A 17548-nucleotide genomic window follows, 5' to 3' on the forward strand; every position below is an offset into this window, starting at 1 on the left:
CTTTGCAGCGTCTATTTGTCGCGTCGCTTATAGCGGCATGTTCAGGCGGGGTGTAGCGCAGTCCGGTTAGCGCACCTGGTTTGGGACCAGGGGGTCGAAGGTTCGAATCCTTTCACCCCGACAATGAAGTAAAAGCCTTGAAAATCAGACGCAATCTGGATTTCAAGGCTTTTTTGCGTTTATACGTAAGTTTTAGGCATTATTTCGGTGTGTTTTTTGGGGTCAGCGGATTTTTTTTGGGTCGTTTTGGGTCATTTTGGGTAACTTTGGAGCAAGTTGTTTCACTTATGTTTCAACAGCCGAAACGATATGGAATAATATAGACAACATTGTTTAACAATAGTATGAGTAATTTAACAATTATGTTCACCCACTGATGAGCTAAATCTTCGTATCCTTTGTTTTCGCTGAATAGTTACTCACCCACAAGCTATTTGTCAATGTGTCTCGCAAGAATGCGTTGACCCTGCGAATAACCTATAGTGGCTTTGGGTTTGAAATGTTTCATGGTGTATGGTATTATGATTGCAGTTGTTGTGTGTTGCCGGATCTGGAACGGTGCGGTCAGAAAGCGAAGCCTACATTGTCCACGTAGAGCGTCAGTCCTTCAGTGCCTACGTATGGCTCGCCGTTGCCGGCCGAAAACATCACGATGATATGGGTCGGAGTCGCATCTGCTGAATCCCACCCATCCTCCTGTATCCTGACGAGTTTCCCTTTCGAATTGTGGGCATAGTAGGAGTTGTCGCCGTTGCGCAGAGGTAGCCATGACAGCGAATGATTCTTTGACACATCGCCATATACAAGCGGCACGCGGTGTCCCGATTGCCATGCCGTGCCGCGTTTGAATTTCTCTCCGCCGGTAGCTATCCGCTTTGCATGTAGGCCTCCTTGAGCGTCCTCCCAGCGGCGCTGAAGCATCACGAACACCACAGCCTCATCGCGTCCGGGCAACACTTTCTTGCCGCCGAAGCCGGTCGATTTCACCCGGGTGTCGGTCTGCGGCATGTCTACCGAATAGTCCATCACCAGAGCTTTCGGCCGCTTGGTGTAGGGTATGCCCATCTCCATCTTGGCGTAGGGATTGCTCGTGCTTGTGATCGGCTCTATCATCTCTCCGAGAAACATCGATCCGGCCACCATCACATCCATGTTTATCAGCCCGAGCACTTTGACGCGTTCCATCTGTGTGCACAGTTTCGCACATCGGTTGCTGGCCGTGCGGTTGGCCGGATACACGGCGTTGGAGCCTTTGGTCACACCCGATACTTTGGCGTAAACATTGCTTGTGGCCCACGGAGAGCCGCCGAGATTGCGGTATGCGGCATTGTCGCTCCCCGATATGTTCCTCTCAGGACCTACTTCGTAGAGCACCTTTTCGTGGCCGCCTATCACCACCGATTCGCGAAGAGTGCGGCGTACCCAGTGCTCGAAGTCACCGTAAGGTATCGGTTCGGTCGTTTTGGTCTGGGCAGCCGATATCATGGCCGACATTATTAATGCCGCGAGGCTTGCTGTGCGTGTTATGTTCATATCTTTTTTATGGAATGTGCAAAGTTAATGCATTTTTTGAAGTATATGCTGTGACGTTTGTCAGTGATGTTTGTCAAAAAGTGGTATTTGTCAGAAAGAATATGTGAGTGTCAGTCCGTAGCGCATTCCTGTGCGCGAAGTCGGATTGAATACGAATCCTCCCGATGCGCTCGCCATGCTCCGGGGCGCGCCGTCGAAGCGTCGGATGGCTCTGTGCTGGTCGCCCCTGAAATAGCCCAGGACTTCGTTGACCGGATCGCAAAAAAAGGCCGCCACATAGCCCAGGGCGCGCGAACCGAAGATGCGGTAGCCGTTGGACATTATATGGCGTTTGGCATGATAGAAAGCCTCGCCCATGATTGAGCCTACCACCGATGTCACTACAATATCCTGAGCCGACGGAATTTCGTTGAAGGCTTCAAATCCGTATTCCCAGAAGAATGTAGAGATGCAGAAGCAATACACAAACGAACCCCAGTAGTTGAACCCGCAGCTCCGTGCGCTCATGTAGTATGCCGCTCCGGCATAGGGGTGGAGCACAAAGTTGAAGATGAATTTGTCACCGTCCCATACCGGACCCTCTTTGACGTGGCGAAGCCAGCGTTTGAACAACGGGGTCTTGCCGTTTTCATGACTGTTCCATGCTGTCGATTCCTGAGGAAGCAGTTCCAGGATGCCGAGCGCGGTCAGACCGCCACCCATCAGGACTGCCGTATTGGCCCACAGGCGGTTCCAGTCGCGCATGGATCGGGTGGGGGAGTACGGATAGTCATACAGACTCGGTTTCTTCGACCAGCACCCTTCTGTGGCGGCACTGGTCGCTTCGGTGGTGTCGTCGGCTCCGGCATCGTCGTTTGTGATTGATGCCCGATGAAGAACGAGTGTCTGTGGCACCTTCGGAGCCTGCGGCAATGAAATGCTTGGAGTCGGTATTGATATTTCTGTCAATGTCGGCAGCGAGACGGCGCCGGCCGCCAGGTATACTGCGGAGATCATTACCGTTAATATGACCGTAATTCTTCTCATTGATTAAAATAGTCGATACGTTGATAGTATGCTTATTTCTTAAACGCTGGCGCGACGCTACAGTTCTGTCGTGGTAACTTTTTATGGCGGTTGCGGACAACAATCTGACCCTATCGGAAAAAGATTGACAGGCGTTTTGCTCACTGATCGGAGCATTTTCAGTAATTTTGCTGCCGTAAATCAATGACTGATCAGTTTCAAAAAATACTTCTGGCGGTGACGATGCTCATCATTCCGTTTGCCGGTAGAGCGTCCGACCATGGTGATCCGCTTCAGGCCGATACTGTGCCCCAACGTAAGAATATCATCGACCGCCTGCTCGATTATTTTGCCGAATCCAATAAACCCGACTATAGCAAAGGCCTTGATGTCAGTTTTATCGGAGGACCTCACTATGCGTCGGATACCAAGCTCGGCATAGGTCTTGTGGCCGCCGGCAATTATCTAGCTGACAGGTCCGACACATCGGCCATACCCTCCAACGTTTCGCTGTACTCGGATATTTCCACTGCCGGATTCGCTCTGCTCGGACTGCGTGGCACGCATATATTCCCATCCGACCGACGGCGTATTGACTACAATATATTCTTCTATTCTTTCCCGACCGAATTCTGGGGACTCGATTTCGGAAGTCAGCGCAATGATGATGGCAAGTCGTCATATCGTCTGTTGTCCTACAGGGCCTCTGCCACGTTTATGTGGCGTCTTGGCGACAATTTGTTCGCAGGGCCGGCGCTTGAGTTTCATCACTATGATGCCCGCAAGGCACAGCGTCCGGAGCTGTGGCTGGGTCAGGATATGGTCACCAACACTGTAGGCGCCGGTTTCAGATTGCAGTACGATTCGCGCGACTCACACACCGGGCCGGCTACAGGTTGGCTTTTCGTGCTTGACCAGAAGTTTTGCCCGCGTTTCCTGAGCAATAGTTATGCGTTTAGCTTCACGGCATTGCGGCTTGCCCGTTACACTCCTCTCTGGCGTGGTGGGGTGCTTGCTGCTCAGGTGGCCGGACGCTTCGCTTATGGCAATGTCTGCTGGAGCATGATGTCCAATCTCGACGAAGGGGGCGGTATGCGTAGCTATTACGAGGGTCGCTATCGCGACAAATGCGCTCTCAATGTGGTGGCAGAGTTGCGTCAGCATGTGTGGCGTCGTAGTGGTGTGACGTTCTGGGCCGGCGCCGGAGTCGTAACCCCGGCCGTCGAAAGTGTGAGATGGAGTCGTGTGTTGCCCTGCGTCGGACTTGGATATAGGTGGGAGTTCAAAAAGCGTTGCAATGTGCGACTCGATTATGGTATAGGCCGCGGGTCATCATCTTTTTCGTTTAATATCAATGAAGCATTCTGATATAACACACCGTCTGAAAACACGTTCGCATATATATCTTTCTCCACAAGTCTCATCCGTCATATTGTTGATCTGGACTCTGGCAATGCTCGCGGCTCCGGCAGTGATATTGTCGGTCACCGAACAGATGTCGTGGGCTGCACGCATCGCCAACGCTCTTTTCCCCGTCGGGGTGTTCGGTCTGTGGCTTGCATGTTCGCGCCGGGTGGCTGCGACAGTTCTGTCCACGATACCGTTCATGGTGCTTGGAGCGTTCCAGATTGTATTGCTGTTTCTCTACGGACGGTCGATCATAGCGGTCGACATGTTTCTCAACGTTGTCACGACAAATCCCACTGAGGTAGGTGAACTTTTGGGAAATCTGTTGTCAGCCATACTGACTGTCAGTCTGATGTATCTGCCGCCTATCGTATGTGCGGTCGTGGGATGTGTCCGGCATTGGCGTGCCGGCCGCCGTGCGCTCTTTGTCGTCCGTCGGGCTTCCTTGTCGGCTTTGCTGGTGGCTCTGGTAGCGATTGCGGTTTCGCTTCCTGGATCGCGTCCGGTGCGACCTCTGATTGATATCTATCCGCTCAATGTGCTTTATAACATTGTGCTTGCGGTCGATCGCACGGAAAGGCTTGAAAACTATGGGTCGACATCATCGTCGTTTTCGGCTCATGCTGTGGATCTTTTTCCGGCCGACTCTGCACGAAGGATCGTGGTGATCGTCGTGGGTGAAACAGCCCGTGGCGATCGTTGGCAGATCAATGGATATGGTCGCCCGACGTCGCCCTCGTTGGCTGCAGGTGGTTTTGTCAGCTTTCCGGAGGCATATTCAGAATCCAACACCACCCATAAGAGTGTCCCGATGCTGCTGTCGCATCTCACAGCCGATACATTCGGAGATTCCATATACTCGGTAAAGAGCATTGTGACAGCATTCCGTGAGGCGGGATTTCGCACAGCCTTCTTCTCCAACCAGCGCTACAACCGTTCGTTTATAGACCGCTTTGCGTTTGAAGCTGACACAACTCTGTTTATAAAGGAGCAGCCGGGGGCTTCGGGAGAGTCGTTAGATATGGAGCTGCTGCCGCTGCTGAAAGAAGAGTTGGTGCGTGGTGCGGATCGTCAGCTCATAGTGCTCCATGCCTATGGTTCTCATTTCAGCTACAACGACCGTTATCCTGAGGATTTTGCCCGATTCGGCCCTTATGAATATACCGATGCCTCGTTGGCGGCCAAGGATCGGCTCGACAATGCCTACGACAATACCATACTCTACACAGCGGCCATGCTTGATTCTGTGGCGTCATGCCTGCGTTTGTCAGGTGCCGAGGCTGCGATGGTCTACGCCTCCGACCATGGTGAGGATATCTTCGACGACGACCGTCATCTGTTTCTTCATGCTTCACCTGTGCCGAGCCGATGGCAGATCGACGTCCCGATGATTGTATGGATTTCCGATCCCATGGCGGCGCGTCATCCCGGCTATTTCGACGCCGCCTGCGCCAATAGGCCGATGCCGGTCAGCACCTCGCGTTCGGTATATCATACCGCACTGCAGTTTGCAGGCATCGGTTCCCCGCTTTTCGATCCGGAGCTTTCCGTCGTGTCGGGGGAATATAAGAAACCGGCGCGGCGCTATCTTGACGATCACAACCGCGCCGTGGATCTCGACGCTATCCTCGCACGATAGGCGTCGTGCTATTTCGTAGGCTCGATATCTCCGATGCGTGACATTGTGATGTCTTTTTTCCCGACTTCATAGCGCAGGAGATTCTTCTTCACTTTTACGTCATCAAGGTGCTTTAGCTCAAGAAAACGTGTGGTGATCTCTCTCTTCAGGCGTGCCTTGAGTGATGCTGCAGCGAGAGGGCGGATCGAATCAAGGGCAGGCGCTTCCTGATTGGTCAGCAGATTGGCGTCAAACACTATGTCGGCCGGATCTATGTCTATCTCGATCGATTGCGGATCTATAGCCACGCTCACTTCGTCATCGTCAATCGCTGTCCATACGCCCTGGGCTGATACTTCGGCGGCTGCCGAAAGGGCGTATGGCTGGACGATCTGATCCGTCTGTTGCAGAGGGCCTGTCGCGTCCACCATCGCCGAGATTATCAGCGGACCGCCGTTCTTGTCGTCGTCGCGTACAAAATTGAAGGTCTCCACAATGTTGGCCGTGCCCGACATCTTGTCCGATAGGCGTTCGGGGGTGCCACACCAGCTGCCTTTGATCTCTTTTGCTAGGCGAGCCGTTTCATCACACGATACAAGCGTCAGTGACACAAGTGCAATTGAAGCAAATAATGCGGTTTTGATCATGATTGTTGATATATGTTTTGCCTTTTTAAGATATTAACGCGAATAGGCGCATTAAAGTTTTGCTTTATGAAATCAAATTTGTTAACTTTGCCATTCAGATACGATAAACATATACAATAACATAAATACTTATCTGATTATGGCAACCAAACCATTCCGATATCAGGAGATGTTTCCTATGTCGGCTGACACTACGGAGTATTATCTTCTGACACCCGACTATGTGAAGACCGAGAATTGGAACGGTCACGAGATGCTTGTCGTTGATCCCGAAGCTCTCACGGTGCTCGCGCGTCAGGCTACGCACGACAACGCTTTCATGCTCCGACGGGAGCATAACGAGATGGTGGCTAAGATACTTCACGATCCCGAAGCCAGCGAAAACGACAAGTTCGTGGCTCTTACCATGCTGCGCAATGCCGAAGTGGCAGCCAAGGGACAGCTCCCGTTCTGTCAGGATACCGGCACAGCTATAATCCACGGCAACAAGGGACAGAATGTATATACCGGCGGCGGCGACGAAGAACGTCTTTCCAAAGGTGTCTACCTCACCTACACCGAAGACAATCTTCGCTATTCGCAGAATGCGCCTCTGACAATGTTCGATGAGGTCAACACCGGATGCAATCTTCCTGCACAGATCGATCTCCATGCCGTCGACGGCAACGAATACAAGTTCCTTTTCGTGGCAAAAGGAGGCGGATCGGCCAACAAGACCTATCTCTATCAGGAAACAAAGGCGCTTCTGACGCCCGAAAAGCTCGTCCCCTTCCTCGTGGAGAAGATGAAGAGCCTCGGCACAGCCGCCTGTCCGCCCTATCACATCGCGTTTGTTATCGGAGGCACATCGGCCGAGATGAACCTCGCCACAGTAAAGAAGGCCTCTGTAAAATACTACGACAATCTTCCTACCAAGGGCAACGAACTCGGACATGCATTCCGCGACGCGGAGCTGGAGAAGCAGCTCCTCGAAGAGGCGCAGCGCATCGGACTCGGCGCGCAGTTCGGAGGTAAATATTTCGCCCACGACATACGCGTCATCCGTCTGCCGCGCCACGGTGCGTCCTGCCCCGTCGGTCTTGGCGTAAGCTGCTCGGCCGACCGCAATATCAAGGCAAAGATCAATAGCAAGGGACTATGGATCGAGAAACTTGATTCCAATCCCGGCGAACTGATCCCCGAAGAGATGCGCCGCGAAGGAGAAGGTCAGGTAGTGAAGATCGATCTCAACCGTCCGATGCCCGAAATACTTAAGGAACTCTCCAAATATCCGGTGGCCACGCGCTTGTCGCTCAACGGCACTATTATCGTAGGCCGCGACATAGCCCACGCCAAGATCAAGGAGCGTCTCGACCGTGGCGAGCCGATGCCGGAATACATGCAGAATCATCCTATCTACTATGCCGGACCGGCCAAGACGCCGGCAGGAATGCCTTCAGGATCCTTCGGACCCACCACTGCCGGACGCATGGACTCCTATGTCGACCAGTTCCAGTCCGAAGGTGGATCGATGGTGATGATAGCCAAGGGCAACCGTAGCCAGCAGGTAACCGATGCCTGCCACAAACATGGAGGATTCTACCTCGGATCTATCGGCGGACCGGCCGCTATACTCGCACAGAACTCCATCAAGAAAGTGGAATGCCTCGAATATCCCGAACTCGGCATGGAGGCTATCTGGAAAATCGAAGTGGAGGACTTCCCCGCCTTCATACTTGTCGACGACAAAGGCAACGATTTCTTCCAGCAGATAGTGCAGAAATGCAACGGATGCGGACTCAAGTAATCATACCGTCACTACATCGCGCTTGGATGCTTCGGCATCCGGGCGCTCTGACATTAAAGAAATCTTAATACCCAATACCAAATCATGGCAGAAAAAAAAGAAAAATTGTTTGACCAGTTTCCGCCGGTGACCACAGCCGAATGGCGCGAGAAAGTGGAAGCCGACCTGAAAGGTGCTCCTTTCGACAAGAAACTGGTATGGCGTACCAATGAGGGCTTCAATGTGCAGCCTATGTACCGTGCAGAGGATATAGAAAACCTCAGCACAACCGATTCGCTTCCCGGCGAATATCCGTTTGTCCGTGGCACACGCACCGACAACGACTGGCTGGCCCGTCAGGAAATTGACGCCGCCGATCCTGTCGCCGCCAATGCCAAGGCTCTCGACGTGCTCGGCAAGGGCATCACGTCGCTTGGATTCCGTATGAAAGAGTGCGACGCCGCTACTGTCGCATCGCTGCTCAAGGATATCGATATCGCCAAGGTGGAGATCAACTTCACCGCATGCCCGCGCCACTGCGAGGAGCTGTGCGCAAGCATCGTGAAGTATGTCAAGGACCATGGCGCCGCCGACACATTCCGCGGAAGCATCGATTTCAATCCGTTCAAGAAGGCTCTCAAGCACGGCAAGCCGTTCCCCGGCGATATCGCCCAAATGGCTGCCGATATGATTTCAGTGGCCTCCGATGTCAAGGGACTGCGTCTGCTCGGTGCCGACGGCGTGATGCTGAGCGATGCCGGAGCCTATATATATCAGGAACTTGGCTATGCTCTTGCATGGGGCGCCGAATGGCTGACTCTGCTCACCGACCGGGGACTCTCGGTCGATGAGGTAGCATCGCGTGTGAAGTTCAACATGGGTATCTCCAGCAACTATTTCATGGAGATCGCCAAATTCCGTGCGGCACGAATGCTCTGGGCGCAGATCGTGGAGCTTTACAAGCCCGCATCGGCCGACGCCTGCAAGATGGCGGTGCATGCCGTGACATCGCGGTTCAACCAGACAGTCTACGACGCACACGTCAATCTTCTGCGCAGCCAGACCGAATGTATGTCGGCCGCTCTCGCAGGAGTCGACTCTATCACTGTGACTCCCTTCGATGCACCCTATCGCACACCCGATGATTTCTCCGAACGCATCGCGCGCAATCAGCAGTTCCTTCTCAAGGAGGAGAGCCATCTCGACAAGGTGGTCGATCCTGCCGGAGGATCATACTATGTCGAGACTCTGACGGTCGCTATTGCCAAGGAGGCATGGAAGCTCTTCCTCGAAGTGGAGGACAAGGGCGGATTCCTTGCAGCTGTCAACGATGGCGAAGTGCAGCGCGCTGTCCGCGCCACTTCCGATAAGCGCCACACCGACGTGGCACGCCGTAAGGAGATACTTCTCGGCACCAACCAGTACCCCAATATCAACGAGATGGCGGCCTCAAAGATAGAAGCCACCGGATGCTCGTGCGGATGTCACAACCATGACGATGACAATGCTGACGCAGCGCTCCCCACAGCCCGCGCGGCAAGCGATTTCGAAGCGCTGCGACTGGCCACGGAGGCAGCATCCAATCGTCCGAAGGTGTTTATGCTCACTATCGGCAATCTGGCCATGCGTCTCGCACGTGCGCAGTTCTCCACCAACTTCTTCGGCTGTGCCGGCTACGAGATCATCGACAATCTCGGATTCGAGACAGTGCAGCAGGGCGTCGACGAAGCTCTTGCCAAGGGTGCCGACGTGATCGTGCTCTGCTCAAGCGATGACGAGTATGCCGAGCTCGCTCCCGAAGCCTACCGCTACCTCGACGGCCGCGCCGAATTCGTTGTGGCAGGCGCTCCGGCCTGCACCGACGATCTCAAGGCCATCGGCATAGAGAATTTCGTCAATGTGCGCTCAAATGTGCTCGACACTCTGCGTGCGTTCAACGAGCGTCTGCTCAAATGATAAATCCTCATCCTTAATACCATCTTACAATGAGACCCGATTTTAATAATATCGACATAACGAAAGATGCCTTCACCACTCCGGCTCATGCCCCGGCGGAGGCAAAGGGTGAGGAATGGCTCACGCCCGAACTTATCCCTGTAAAACCGATCTATACAAAGAGCGACCTTGAAGGACTCGAACACCTCAACTATGTGTCAGGTCTTCCTCCGTTCCTCAGAGGTCCGTACAGCGCCATGTACCCCCTGCGCCCCTGGACTATCCGACAGTATGCCGGATTCTCCACCGCAGCCGAATCCAACGCTTTCTACCGCCGCAACCTCGCAGCAGGTCAGAAGGGACTCTCGGTGGCGTTTGACCTTGCCACACACCGTGGTTACGACGCTGACCACTCGCGCGTGGTGGGCGACGTGGGCAAGGCCGGAGTGTCGATCTGCTCGCTCGACGACATGAAGGTGCTCTTCGACGGTATACCCCTCAACAAGATGTCGGTGTCGATGACCATGAACGGTGCCGTTCTTCCGGTACTCGCTTTCTATATCAATGCCGGACTCGAACAGGGTGCCAGGCTCGAAGAAATGGCCGGAACGATACAGAACGATATCCTCAAGGAGTTCATGGTGCGCAACACCTATATCTATCCGCCGGAGTTCTCGATGCGTATTATCGCCGATATATTCGAATACACATCGCAGAACATGCCCAAGTTCAACTCCATCTCCATCTCCGGCTACCACATGCAGGAGGCCGGAGCTACCTGCGACATCGAGCTGGCCTATACGCTTGCCGACGGACTTGAGTATCTGCGCGCGGGCGTCAATGCCGGCATGGATATCGACTCGTTCGCCCCGCGTCTGTCGTTCTTCTGGGCTATCGGCATGAACTTCTTCATGGAGATCGCCAAGATGCGCGCGGCGCGTATGCTCTGGGCCAAGATCGTCAAGCAGTTCAACCCCAAGAACCCGAAGTCGCTTGCGCTCCGCACCCATTCACAGACCTCCGGATGGTCGCTGACAGAGCAGGATCCGTTCAACAATGTCGGACGTACCTGTATCGAGGCTATGGGAGCTGCCCTCGGACACACACAGTCGCTCCACACCAACGCTCTCGACGAGGCTATCGCTCTTCCCACCGACTTCTCGGCGCGTATCGCACGTAATACGCAGATCTATATCCAGGAAGAAACTATGGTGACAAAGGAGATCGACCCCTGGGCCGGATCATACTACGTGGAGGCGCTCACCAACGAGATCGCACAACGCGCATGGGAGCACATCCAGGAGATCGAAAAGCTCGGCGGCATGGCCAAGGCTATCGAAACCGGACTGCCCAAGCTCCGTATCGAGGGAGCCGCTGCGCGCACACAGGCGCGTATCGACTCCGGTCGCCAGACCATCGTCGGTATCAACAAGTACAGACTCGACCACGAGGATCCGATCGACATCCTCGAGATCGACAATACCGAAGTGCGCAAGGAGCAGATCGAACGGCTCAACGAAGTCAAGAGCCATCGCGATGAGGCCAAGGTCAAGGAGGCTCTCGCGGCTATCACCGAGTGCGTGCGCACCCGCAAGGGCAATCTGCTCGACCTCGCCGTGAAGGCTGCCGGACTGCGCGCTACGCTCGGCGAGATTTCCGACGCATGCGAAGAAGTAGTAGGACGATACAAAGCACAGATACAAACCATTTCAGGAGTGTACAGCAACGAAACCAACAACGACCCCGACTTCGTCAGGGCACAGAAGAAGGTGGAGGAGTTCGCCAAACGCGAAGGACGCCAGCCGCGTATAATGATCGCCAAAATGGGTCAGGACGGCCACGACCGCGGAGCCAAAGTCGTCGCTACAGGATATGCCGACTGCGGATTCGACGTCGATATGGGACCGCTCTTCCAGACTCCCGCCGAGGCTGCGCGTCAGGCGGTGGAAAACGATGTGCACATACTCGGCGTAAGCTCGCTCGCTGCCGGCCACAAGACGCTCGTGCCGCAGGTCATCGAGGAGCTGCGCAAACTCGGACGTGAGGATATACTCGTCACTGCCGGTGGTGTGATCCCCGCGCAGGACTACGATTTCCTCTATCGTGCGGGTGTGGCGGCTATCTTTGGCCCTGGCACACGTATCCCCGACAGCGCCATCAAGATGATAGAGCTCCTCGAAGCCGAGTGATCTCGTTCCCACAGGTCATTCCGTTGACCTCCTAATGATATAAGACCCTGTGTCACGCAATCGATGACACAGGGTCTTGTCTTGATTCTGATGGCGCTGTGTCAAAAAATCAATATGTTGCAGCGTATTGTTATGCCCGAATGGACAATTCATTATAAGGCTGATGGAATATGGTCGTAAGTAACTCGCAAAAATTAGCTGCGAGTGATTTTTGAGATTTGTTCGAGTGTTTTTTACTTGAAAACGAGGGCGTGTAGCGAGCTACACAACTGAGGGTGAAAGCAAAAAACGCCGGACAACATCAAAAAGCGCCGCAGCAGGCACGGGTTACTGATGAATTTAATAATATCAACTAATTTTTAAGAGTTACTTAGTGCAAAAAAAAGTAATACATTGTTCCATCTCCCCTTCGGTTGTCCTTAGGCAAGTTGTAGGGATGCTCCACGGAGCATACAACCTGCAGGTATATGATTATTGCCGTTGCTGTTCAAGGCGGTATTTTCGAAAATGCCTGCGGTTTCTGTAGCTGTAGTAATGACAGACAGAGAAGCCGCAGGCATGAAGTGTTATGATTGTGTGATGTGTCGCTCAGGTCAGCTGTTTATTTGTCGATGGGGGTGGAGTTGCGTTCGAGCACTGCGGCGTCGAGGCTGGCTATGGTGGCGAGGTTTATGATGTCGCGTACTCCGGCGTTGACGCTGATAAAATGCACGGGCTTGTTGAGGCCCATCTGTATCGGGCCTATGGCGTCGCCGAGTCCCATTTCGAGCATCGTGCGGAAAGCGGTGGTGGCGGCACTCAGATTCGGGAATATGAGGGTGTTCACTTCCTGTCCGTTCAGACGGTTGAACGGGAATATGGTGTCGCGCAGATTGCTGTTGAGGGCATAGTTGAGTCCCATCTCGCCGTCAATGGCAAGGTCGGGATACATCGTCTGCATCCGCTCCACCGCTTTGCGCACCGTCAGGCACTCCTCTTCGCGGCCCGAACCGAAGTTGCTGTACGACACCATGGCTATCACCGGATCGTGTGAGAAGTATTCCACCGAGTTGCGGGTCAGGCGGGCTATGTCGACAAGGGTGTCTTCGTCAACGGTTTTGTTGACCTGGGTGTCGGAAATGAAGAATGTGCCGCGTTTGGTGTTGACTATATGGAGTGTGGCGAAGTGGTCGTAGCTCGGACGTATGCCGATCACCTCCTTGGCGATCTTGCCTACGGAGTGGGCGGCGGAATATGTGCCGGCAAGGAATGCGTCGGCGTCGCCGGTTTCCACCATCATCATGCCGAAATAGTTGCGGTCATACATCTTTTCGAGGGCTTCGGCTTCGGTGATGCCTTCGCGCTGGCGCTTGCCGGCAAACAGTTCGGCGTAGCGCTGACGGCGGTCAGCCTCACGGTCGTGACGCAGGTTGACGATCTCCACGTCTGTCAGGTCAAGCCCGAGGCGTGCAGCGCGCTTCTCGATCATCTCTTCGTTGCCGAGCAGCACGGGGATAAGCACGCCCTCTTTGTGGGCCATGACGGCGGCCTTGAGCATATTGTCGGTGTTGCCCTCGCCGAATACCACTCGCTTCGGATGGCGTTTGGCTTCGTTGTAAAGGCGGTGGGTGATCTTGTTGTCATAGCCCATCAGGCGGCGCAGGCGCTCGCAGTATTCCTCCCAGTCGGCTATCGGACGGCGTGCCACGCCGCTCTCCATGGCGCCTCGTGCCACAGCCGGAGCCACCCTCGTGAGCAGACGCGGATCGAGCGGTTTGGGCAGTATGTAGTCGCGGCCAAATTTCAGGTCGGTCATGTTGTAGGCTGCATTGACCACTGTCGGCACAGGCTCTTTGGCCAGCGCTGCAATGGCTCTGACAGCAGCGAGCTTCATTGCTTCATTGATGGTGGTGGCGCCGCTGTCAAGGGCGCCGCGGAATATGTAGGGGAAGCCGAGCACGTTGTTGATCTGGTTGGGATAGTCGCTGCGGCCTGTGGCGAAGATCAGGTCGGGACGCGAGGCCATGGCTTTGTCGAAGGAGATCTCCGGATCAGGGTTGGCCAGGGCGAATACGATCGGGCGTTCGGCCATCGACTGTACCATCTCGGTCGTGACCACATCCTTCACGGAGAGGCCGAGAAACACGTCGGCTCCCTTCATCGCTTCGGCAAGGGTGCTGACGGGGCGATCTGTGGCAAATTCGGCTTTCTGAGGGTTGAGATCCTTGCGCTGTGTGGTGATCACGCCTTTGCTGTCACACATCACGATGTTCTCTTTCTTTACGCCGAGCGCTATGTAGAGCTTGGTGCATGATACGGCTGCGGCGCCGGCGCCGTTCACAACAAGCAGCACATCCTCTATTCGCTTTCCCTGTATCTCGAGCGCGTTGAGCAGGCCGGCAGCCGATATAATGGCGGTGCCGTGCTGGTCGTCGTGCATCACCGGTATGTCGCACTCCTCTTTGAGCCGCTGCTCGATCTCGAAGCACTCCGGTGCCTTGATGTCTTCAAGATTGATGCCTCCGAATGTGGGAGAGATCGCTTTGACTATGTCGATGAAGCGCTTCGGGTCTTTTTCGTCCACCTCTATGTCGAAGCAGTCTATCCCGGCGAATATTTTGAAGAGTAATGCTTTGCCTTCCATTACTGGCTTGCCGGCAAGCGGACCTATGTCGCCGAGGCCGAGCACGGCCGTACCGTTTGATATCACTGCCACGAGATTGCCTTTGTTGGTGTATTCATACACGTCGGCCGGTTTGGCTTCGATCTCTTTGCACGGATATGCCACGCCGGGCGAATAGGCCAGAGCGAGATCATGCTGCGTGCTGTAGGGTTTGGTGGGGATCACCTCGATTTTTCCCGGTTTGCCCTGACGGTGATATTCAAGGGCCGCTTCTTTTGTTACTGTCGACATCTGTGTGCTATGTGTTTGAAAATGTGAATGTCATTATACCGCTGACGCCGCAACCCCGGCTGTGGATCACTGAGCCGGGGTTGGTGGCGGATATTTTTGCAAATATACAAAAATAACCGTTGGAGTGTATGTTTGGTTGTCGTTTTATTCCTTAAAAAAGTCTATCTGGGAAAATATCCGGGAAAATATGTGATTGTCAATGTGAGCTTACGGCTCAGAATCTGACTTTCACAATGGCTGGATTGGTGTCCTCCACTCCGGTCAGCTCGCTCATTGATTCGTCAAGTATCAGGAAGTAAAAGCCGTCGCCGTCGCTGTATGGTATCGGCATCGTGAGCACCTCCTTGCCGTCATAGTCCATCACGAAGCCTTTGCCGCGGGTGTCGGGATCGACAGTTCTCGAAAACAGCAGTGTGCCGTCGGTGAGGTCTACGACCTGGAGATACAGCTTGTTCTCATACATATATCCGAGCATCATCTGTTCGGCCGAGGGTATGAATCTCACTCTGATGGTGTTTCTGCGGTCAGCTTCCCATGCGTCGAGATTGGAGTATTTGCGCGGGTCGGGGATGGCATATTTGCCGGGATCGATCACGGCGTATGGTTTGAAGTTCTTCTCACCGGAGACGATGCTGTAGAGTGTGTCGTTGAAGTTATACTGGATTAAAGCTATATCTTTTCCGGTTATGATGTCGGCTCCCATGCCGACGGTCGAGTTGCCCATGTGGGCTACGAGGTAGTAGGCTCCGCTGGGTATGGAGTCGGTAAGGCGCCAGTTGCGGTCGAATATCTTCAGGCTCAACTCTTCCCCATCCTTTGCGTGTGTAAGTCCGCCCCAGTAGCCGCCGGGCAGGGGGAAGTCGCGTTCTATGCCCAGGGTGTCGATTGTTCCGAGATGATTCCCGTGCAGGTCATAGCGAAAAAGTTTGTCGCTGATGAGATCAAACACTTCCCAGCCGTTGCCGTCAACGCTTGGATAGGGTTGTATGGCGCTGTGGTATTCGCCGGGGCCGCCTCCGCGGCGGTTGAAAGCGCCGAGGCAACGGCCGCTCTTTGTGTCGAAGGTGATAAGCTGACCTTTGTCCGATACGAACAGCCGGTTGCCGACCGTTCCGGCTATATTGCTGATGCCGAGCATCGTGGAGTCGGTTACTTCGGGGTGGATGAGCATCTCCAGCCGTCCTTCGCCGGTGTCTGCAGCGTCGACCAGCGATTCGATGTCGATTACTGTCAGCGGTCTGTCTGATTGATCGCTCCCGCAGGCGCATAATGTCATGGCTATCGCGGCTGTGGCCGAAAGGATGATTTTTGTGTTCATGGAGTTGAATTGTTTTTTTGAAAGTTACTTGCTTATGGTGTTGAGTGTGAACGCTCCGGATGTATGAAGCGCGAAGTCCGTACTGTCGTTGACGCTGCTGAATGAGATCCGGGCTATGCGCAGACTGCCTGTCTCCAGACTGCAGCTTGCATCGGCATCCAGTGTGCTGTGCCAGTCGATGGCTTCGACAGTCGAAAGTGAGTCGGCCTTAATACTCAGTCGGAGTGTGCGCTCTCCTAAGGCAATGGTGGATATCGACGTGTTTTGGATCTTGATATATGGATACTGGCCGAGGTCGTCCGGATTAACTGTCGCAAGGCCGAGGCGGCAGTCGTAGAAATGCGTCGTTCCTCTGATCTGCATATGGATGCTGTCGGTCGATGCGTCTTTCAGGACTACAGGCACCTCTCTGAGCGTACTTCTGATCTTTGCCGGAGCTGCCGGTGTGATGATGCGGATCGGATAGGAGCACTCGATATGTCGGTAGTAGCCTCTTCCGGTGGAGCTGTCGCCGTCGTGTCGGCTTATGAGCAGATTGAGTTTGCCGTTGCGTTCGCTGACAGTTATATACGGAGCCAGTCCCGACGGATATTCCACCCGGGGCGAGCCGGTGGTGTCGGCTACGATGATCTCGATGCCTGCGGATAGGGAAATGCCCAGATACCGGTCTTCGGGTTGCGTCACTTCTATGTTGTCGGCCATGGTTATGGCTACGCTCTCTGTGGATTCGTTTGAGATGACGATCGGCGACATGTCTGCTCTGATGCCGTATGATGTTGTGATCGCAATCACGCTGAGCGTGAGTATGAATCCGCCTATGGCGGTGGCGATCATTATTATGGTGGTCTTTTTCATTGCTTTAAGAAATTTTCATATTCTGATGCGAGTTCCATTGTGGTCCAGCCGAGTGCGCGGATACGTTCGAAAAACCGTGGAAGTTCATCGGCGTAGAATTCGGCGCGTCGCATTCCGCTGACGATTTCGTGGCCGTTGGCGGCGACAAAGTATCCGCAGCCGCGACGGTTGAATATTATGCCACGTTGCTCAAGCCATTCGTATGATCTGACTGTCGTGTTGGGGTTCACTTCCATTTCGGCGGCAAGTTCTCTTACTGACGGCACTCTCTGGTCGGCGCTGAAGGTGCCGTCCATTATGCGGTCCATAATGTGGTCGGCTATCTGCAGGTATATCGCTTTGTTGGTGTCAAACTGCATGTCGGTTTTGATTGGGTTGACAAT

12 protein-coding genes and 1 tRNA gene are annotated in these 17548 nt (G+C 54.1%); 6 read left to right on the plus strand and 7 right to left on the minus strand.

Annotated elements, in window-relative coordinates:
* Positions 1–46: 46 nt before the first annotated feature.
* Positions 47–121: transfer RNA gene (locus NF347_RS03565), tRNA-Pro, on the plus strand.
* A gap of 443 nt (positions 122–564) precedes the next feature.
* Here NF347_RS03565 and NF347_RS03570 read toward each other — a convergent pair.
* Entirely contained in the window at positions 565–1533 is a 969-nt protein-coding gene (locus tag NF347_RS03570) for a PCMD domain-containing protein (RefSeq protein WP_107035753.1), read from the minus strand.
* Between the two features lie 90 nt (positions 1534–1623).
* Positions 1624–2529 (minus strand): DUF3943 domain-containing protein, encoded by a 906-nt coding sequence (locus tag NF347_RS03575; protein ID WP_161553752.1) that lies wholly within the window; start codon positions 2527–2529, stop codon positions 1624–1626.
* 213 nt (positions 2530–2742) lie between these two features.
* Here NF347_RS03575 and NF347_RS03580 point away from each other — a divergent pair, with 213 nt between their 5' ends.
* Both NF347_RS03580 and NF347_RS03585 read left to right on the plus strand, forming a co-directional pair.
* Positions 2743–3906: a BamA/TamA family outer membrane protein gene (locus NF347_RS03580; protein ID WP_107035751.1), complete on the plus strand. Its 1164-nt coding sequence runs from the start codon at positions 2743–2745 to the stop codon at positions 3904–3906.
* Positions 3893–5584 (plus strand): phosphoethanolamine transferase, encoded by a 1692-nt coding sequence (locus tag NF347_RS03585; protein WP_107035750.1) that lies wholly within the window; start codon positions 3893–3895, stop codon positions 5582–5584. The genes NF347_RS03580 and NF347_RS03585 overlap by 14 nt, the downstream gene beginning before the upstream one ends.
* A gap of 8 nt (positions 5585–5592) precedes the next feature.
* Here the strand turns inward: NF347_RS03585 and NF347_RS03590 are convergent, their stop codons facing one another.
* Positions 5593–6210, minus strand: coding sequence for a hypothetical protein (locus NF347_RS03590; RefSeq protein ID WP_107035749.1), 618 nt, complete (start codon positions 6208–6210; stop codon positions 5593–5595).
* A gap of 139 nt (positions 6211–6349) precedes the next feature.
* Between NF347_RS03590 and NF347_RS03595 the strand changes: the two genes are divergently transcribed.
* The 3 genes from NF347_RS03595 to scpA all read left to right on the plus strand — a co-directional run bounded on the left by NF347_RS03595 (position 6350) and on the right by scpA (position 12099).
* Entirely contained in the window at positions 6350–7996 is a 1647-nt protein-coding gene (locus tag NF347_RS03595; RefSeq protein WP_107035748.1) for a fumarate hydratase, read from the plus strand.
* 84 nt (positions 7997–8080) lie between these two features.
* Positions 8081–9931: a methylmalonyl-CoA mutase small subunit gene (gene mutA, locus NF347_RS03600; RefSeq protein WP_107035747.1), complete on the plus strand. Its 1851-nt coding sequence runs from the start codon at positions 8081–8083 to the stop codon at positions 9929–9931.
* A 29-nt stretch (positions 9932–9960) separates the two neighbouring features.
* Positions 9961–12099, plus strand: coding sequence for a methylmalonyl-CoA mutase (gene scpA / locus NF347_RS03605; RefSeq protein ID WP_107681347.1), 2139 nt, complete (start codon positions 9961–9963; stop codon positions 12097–12099).
* A gap of 601 nt (positions 12100–12700) precedes the next feature.
* On the opposite strand, the gene NF347_RS03610 is transcribed toward scpA, so the two are convergent.
* The 4 genes from NF347_RS03610 to NF347_RS03625 all read right to left on the minus strand — a co-directional run bounded on the left by NF347_RS03610 (position 12701) and on the right by NF347_RS03625 (position 17524).
* Complete coding sequence (locus NF347_RS03610) at positions 12701–14992, minus strand: NADP-dependent malic enzyme (protein ID WP_107035745.1); 2292 nt, start codon at positions 14990–14992, stop codon at positions 12701–12703.
* 214 nt (positions 14993–15206) lie between these two features.
* Complete coding sequence (locus NF347_RS03615; protein ID WP_107035744.1) at positions 15207–16310, minus strand: 6-bladed beta-propeller; 1104 nt, start codon at positions 16308–16310, stop codon at positions 15207–15209.
* A 24-nt stretch (positions 16311–16334) separates the two neighbouring features.
* Entirely contained in the window at positions 16335–17165 is an 831-nt protein-coding gene (locus NF347_RS03620; protein WP_107681348.1) for a hypothetical protein, read from the minus strand.
* Positions 17162–17524, minus strand: a complete 363-nt coding sequence (locus NF347_RS03625) for a GntR family transcriptional regulator (protein WP_107035742.1) — start codon at positions 17522–17524, stop codon at positions 17162–17164. The genes NF347_RS03620 and NF347_RS03625 overlap by 4 nt, the downstream gene beginning before the upstream one ends.
* Between the last annotated feature and the right edge of the window lie 24 nt (positions 17525–17548).

Origin of the sequence: Paramuribaculum intestinale (assembly GCF_030759015.1) — a bacterium.
Taxonomy (GTDB): domain Bacteria; phylum Bacteroidota; class Bacteroidia; order Bacteroidales; family Muribaculaceae; genus Paramuribaculum; species Paramuribaculum intestinale.

Coding starts and splice junctions, on each gene's coding strand:
- scpA (WP_107681347.1), top strand. CDS start 9,961: ATGAGACCCGATTTTAATAATATCGACATAACGAAAGATGCCTTCACC.
- NF347_RS03615 (WP_107035744.1), bottom strand. CDS start 16,310: ATGAACACAAAAATCATCCTTTCGGCCACAGCCGCGATAGCCATGACA.
- NF347_RS03610 (WP_107035745.1), bottom strand. CDS start 14,992: ATGTCGACAGTAACAAAAGAAGCGGCCCTTGAATATCACCGTCAGGGC.
- NF347_RS03590 (WP_107035749.1), bottom strand. CDS start 6,210: ATGATCAAAACCGCATTATTTGCTTCAATTGCACTTGTGTCACTGACG.
- NF347_RS03620 (WP_107681348.1), bottom strand. CDS start 17,165: ATGAAAAAGACCACCATAATAATGATCGCCACCGCCATAGGCGGATTC.
- NF347_RS03580 (WP_107035751.1), top strand. CDS start 2,743: ATGACTGATCAGTTTCAAAAAATACTTCTGGCGGTGACGATGCTCATC.
- NF347_RS03570 (WP_107035753.1), bottom strand. CDS start 1,533: ATGAACATAACACGCACAGCAAGCCTCGCGGCATTAATAATGTCGGCC.
- NF347_RS03585 (WP_107035750.1), top strand. CDS start 3,893: ATGAAGCATTCTGATATAACACACCGTCTGAAAACACGTTCGCATATA.
- mutA (WP_107035747.1), top strand. CDS start 8,081: ATGGCAGAAAAAAAAGAAAAATTGTTTGACCAGTTTCCGCCGGTGACC.
- NF347_RS03575 (WP_161553752.1), bottom strand. CDS start 2,529: ATGATCTCCGCAGTATACCTGGCGGCCGGCGCCGTCTCGCTGCCGACA.
- NF347_RS03595 (WP_107035748.1), top strand. CDS start 6,350: ATGGCAACCAAACCATTCCGATATCAGGAGATGTTTCCTATGTCGGCT.
- NF347_RS03625 (WP_107035742.1), bottom strand. CDS start 17,524: ATGCAGTTTGACACCAACAAAGCGATATACCTGCAGATAGCCGACCAC.